The 3,977-nt window shown below is 60.7% G+C and carries 4 protein-coding genes; all 4 read right to left on the minus strand.

Annotated elements, in window-relative coordinates; all coding sequences use genetic code 11:
- Window positions 1-158: transposase (locus tag ACWICD_RS14425; RefSeq protein WP_454140562.1), on the minus strand; the 158-nt coding region annotated here is incomplete at its 3' end.
- 82 nt (window positions 159-240) lie between these two features.
- Entirely contained in the window at window positions 241-2,103 is a 1,863-nt protein-coding gene (locus ACWICD_RS14430; RefSeq protein WP_378879227.1) for an AAA family ATPase, read from the minus strand.
- Between the two features lie 3 nt (window positions 2,104-2,106).
- Window positions 2,107-2,583: an ABC-three component system middle component 2 gene (locus ACWICD_RS14435; protein ID WP_378879229.1), complete on the minus strand. Its 477-nt coding sequence runs from the start codon at window positions 2,581-2,583 to the stop codon at window positions 2,107-2,109.
- A complete protein-coding gene (locus ACWICD_RS14440; protein ID WP_454140561.1) occupies window positions 2,580-3,563 on the minus strand; it encodes an ABC-three component system protein in 984 nt (327 codons plus the stop codon). The genes ACWICD_RS14435 and ACWICD_RS14440 overlap by 4 nt, the downstream gene beginning before the upstream one ends.
- Window positions 3,564-3,977 lie beyond the last annotated feature (414 nt).

Below are 3,977 nucleotides of genomic sequence, written 5' to 3' on the forward strand. Positions count from 1 at the left end.
GCGCCCTCGTCGATGTCGGCGCGACGCAACCACTTCTGCAAGGTCATGGGGTGGACACCGAAGTCTTTCGCGATCTGCTCGATCGTCACTCCGGGCTCGCGGTTCCGAGCGACGCGCACCACGTCGTCACGGAACTCACTCGGGTAGGGCTTGGGCACAGCAACATCCTTCCAGGCCTACCCCTCGGGCAAGCCAGATCAGATGTCACCTACTCGTGCAGCAATCCCGTCCTGGGCTATCTCAGTCGTTTCTTGACTCGATCACCTTCTGGGCGCGGCTCACCGGAAAGTAGCCGTATCGACCCGCGGTGGACTTGGTGAAGACTACGTCCGACGCTCCTGCAGCCAGTCCTTCGGGTGGATCGGTGTTCTCCATCACGATCACTTGCACGCCTACCGCATCCTGAAGCGACGCGTAGAACCGTGCCACCAGATCGACCGGGATCGAATCGGTCGAGTCTGGGACCTGCGCGAGCTCGTCCGGCGGGCGATACGTGACAAGCGGCGAGTCGATGATCACGAATCCTGGGTGGGGAAGGTCTTTCTTGATGCAGTACTGCCCCAATGCCAGAGTGAATGCTGCGTGGAGGATCGCTCGCACGCCCTTGCCATGGGCGGCCCTCGCCTGGCCGCCGGCAATCACATCTTGCTCCGCGCGGTCGTAACGAACGCTCGAGCTATCCGGGAAGCCCCACTCTTCCAGCAGCGTGGCCATCTCCGCCGAGAACGCGTCGAGCAACGAATAGCCGATGGACCCAGCAGCAGTCGCAACGTCCTTCTCAGCTTCGGTCATGACCTCGGTCAATGTCAGACGCAAGTCATCGAGTTGTTCATAGAGCGCGAGCCCCTTCTCGACGGACGCCTTCGTGGCTGCAAGTTCATTGAGCGTCGTCTTATTTGGACGGAGCTCTTGGTCGATGGCTGCGAGACTCTGCTCAAGTGCACGAAGCGTCGACTTCGCATCCGAGTGCTCCCCTCGGATGGCATTCCTCTCAATATCAAGATCCTCGAGTGTGGCCTGCAGGTCACTCCGAAGCGACTGCGTCTTCTCAATCTCAGCGAGGATCGAACCGGAAACATCTTCATCTTCCGAGTGCGAACGAGGATGCTCGGCGCCTAGCGTCGACCCGCAGAAAGGACACACGCCGGTGCCAAAGAAGCCCAGCAGGTCTCCAGCTTCCGAGATCATCTCCAGCCGGGCGAGGTCCGAAGCGTACTGCTGTTCGAGAAGTTCCAAGCGCGACCGGAGGGCAGTCACTTCTGAGTACCGCTTCCGAAGCGCAAGTTGGCCGCTCTCCGCCTCCGAGACGGCCCTCGCGGCTTCGGTTTGCCGGCGCACCACGGCACTCAACGCTGTGGAGTGCTCCTCCATAGCCTTGTTCAGCCGCGCCAACTGGTCGAGGAGTTCCGCTCGATCGGCGGTGTCGCTTAGGCGTCCTGCGAGTGCGGCGATCAGGGACTCAAGGACTTCTGCCTTGGCTGCGCGAGTTCGCGTCCTCTCAGTGGTCGACACGATGGGTTGGAGCGAAGAGTCGTCCTCCCCTTCGAGCATCAGTTTGAAGACTGAGACTTCCTTGGTTCGAGTCGTGTAGTTCCCTGTCAGGACAGGGGATAGTTCCGACTGCATCTGCGTCTCATCGACGACAGTGAGGTGCGCAAGGTTTCTGAAGCTGAGTGAATCAGTCTCGTTCCGAGCGTTCTTACGGATTCGCTTGTCATCGAGGCCGACCTCGCGGAGCAGGAATCGAGAAAGGTTGTCTTCGCTCGCGGGATTGTGTTTGGAGGCAAGAGTGAAGTCTGGCGGCGCGGTGGGTCTTTCGGCGAGCAACTCCTCGTAGACACCGATACGTCCGCCGCTGACAGACCGAACGAAAGTGAAAGACTCGCCTGCGCCCGTGCGGATTCCCAACATTACGTTGTCATAGCCTTCGCGCTCGGGCACCTCTTTCAGCGAGGATCCGCCAAGAGCGAAGTCGATGGCGTCAACGATGAACGACTTACCCGTGTCCGATGGGCCTCGAACAAGCGTAAGTCGAGGGCCGAACTGGACTGTCGCGTCGGGAACGTTCTGACCGGTCATTGTTAGGTGGGTGATCGTAATCATCGGCTAGATTCCGGCCCCGCTCTCATCCGTCGAATGAAACTCCTCCGCGCGATGTCCAAAGACCTCGCTCATCTGCTCGCGGATGGCTTGGTCGCTGATCTCGCCAAACGAATCGGAAACCCACTTTGCCCGATCAGACAGTTCGCGGAGGTAGGGCGAGCGAAGCAACCCCAAAAACCCCGGCGCGCGTTCGGTGGCGACCAGAACGATTCCGTCACTTTCAGCGCTCGCTTCGGCGAGCCCGACTCGGCAGGCCAGTTCGGCACCCGCCGAGATCACAGCGCGCTTCATACCGAGCTCGCCGCTCCTTAGCGGAAGCGGGGGGTGGATGCTGCTCGGGCCTCCAAGATCCCCGCTGTGCAGTAGTGCGTAGTCGAGGAGTACCAGCCTCCCGATGTCCAAGCCCCGTGGAAACACCGATGCGAGGAGGACGCTAACCCTAAGGCCGACTTCAAGTTGGCCATTAAGCTGTGAGGTCATTTCTTGCTCACCCAGGTAAGCCGGTCTGTATTTGCTAGCTGATGGCACAGCCCCTTACGGTCCTCAGGGCCTGTCACGGACACCAAGCGATGCGAGTCGAGCTGGACTTGCGTCGCATGCGTCAACACTGCTGTCAAGCGATCTCGACCAGATGAATGGGGTGCCTCCGCGATCTCGACAACTCCAGCATGCACGTCGTCCAGGAACGACTCGAAGGTGCCGGGGGGAACCGAGTCTCGGGCATATACGCGGAGCGCCTCCGCGCTGTAGAACGCTTGGCGCTGGCGTCTGAAGTGCGCTCCGTGCACATCGTGTCCTGCAATGGTCTCGGGCATCAGAGGGTTGTCCGGGTCAAGCTCGGAGTAGACCTCAACCAGTTGCGCAACATAACGACTCTCGTGCGCTTCAAGTTCGAGCGGCGGTTCTGCGGGCGCATCGCGTTGCGGAAGCGAGGTTCCAAAGCGAAAGGCGTGGTAGTTGGTACGCGCGTGTCCGTCGATCAATTCGATCAGCTGGATGGCGACGAACATCTTGAAGTCAGTCTTCTGGATCAGCGACTTGAGCGCTTGCAGCGTGTCAGGGGCGAGGTCCCGGGTGGCAGGCGAGCCGTCGCTAAGAGCATCGAGAACCTTTGCTTTCATTTCCGATGGATGGCTTAGGAGCCGATTAAGTGTCGGTCCGCAGCCCTTCGGCGCGACAAACGCATACCGGCGAGGCATGGTGTAGTGGCCGTCGGCGACGTGCCTGAACATCTTGAATATCTCCGGGATCGCCGTCGACGGCGTGAGGGCGTCGGAGTAGTGCTTCGCCTGGTAGCAGTCCCACTCTCCCTCAAATCCGTGGTCACTCAGGAGACCCGCCACATCGATGCCTTGATCGCCAGCGCCACCGATTCGCTTTACCTGCACGTACGTCTCGCCAAGCGCCGTCGCCCACTCAAGAATGAACTCTTCCCAATCGCCCGGCGCGTAGAAGTACACTCGCTGCGCCGGGGGAACAGGTGATCCGGCACCCGCTCCGAGCAACTCGGCACTGGGTCGCGCTAGATCTGACAGCGTCGCCCGTGGCGTTGGCTCACTCGCCAATGGTCCTCCTCGACGTTGCCCTCGGACGATTTCGGGGTCGAATCGCACCAGACGCGCTCTGACCGTATCGAGAAAGACTATCGACGCTTCCACCCGCGTCGAGCGCGGCTTGCGGTGCAAAGTCGATCCAGTCGGGGGGCCATCAGATGGGTGCCGAATCGATCTGGCCGCCGCCCAGACAGTGAGCCTCGATGCCCGCAAGCGGGTCTCTCCCGGTGACGTCCCGCTGAGTGGTGGAGAATCTCGACACCGTGCGGGATCAGCTGTTGTGATTATGCCGCAGTGAGTTCGGGAATCGCGACCTCCTCT

Source organism: Microbacterium sp. NPDC055357 (assembly GCF_053644835.1).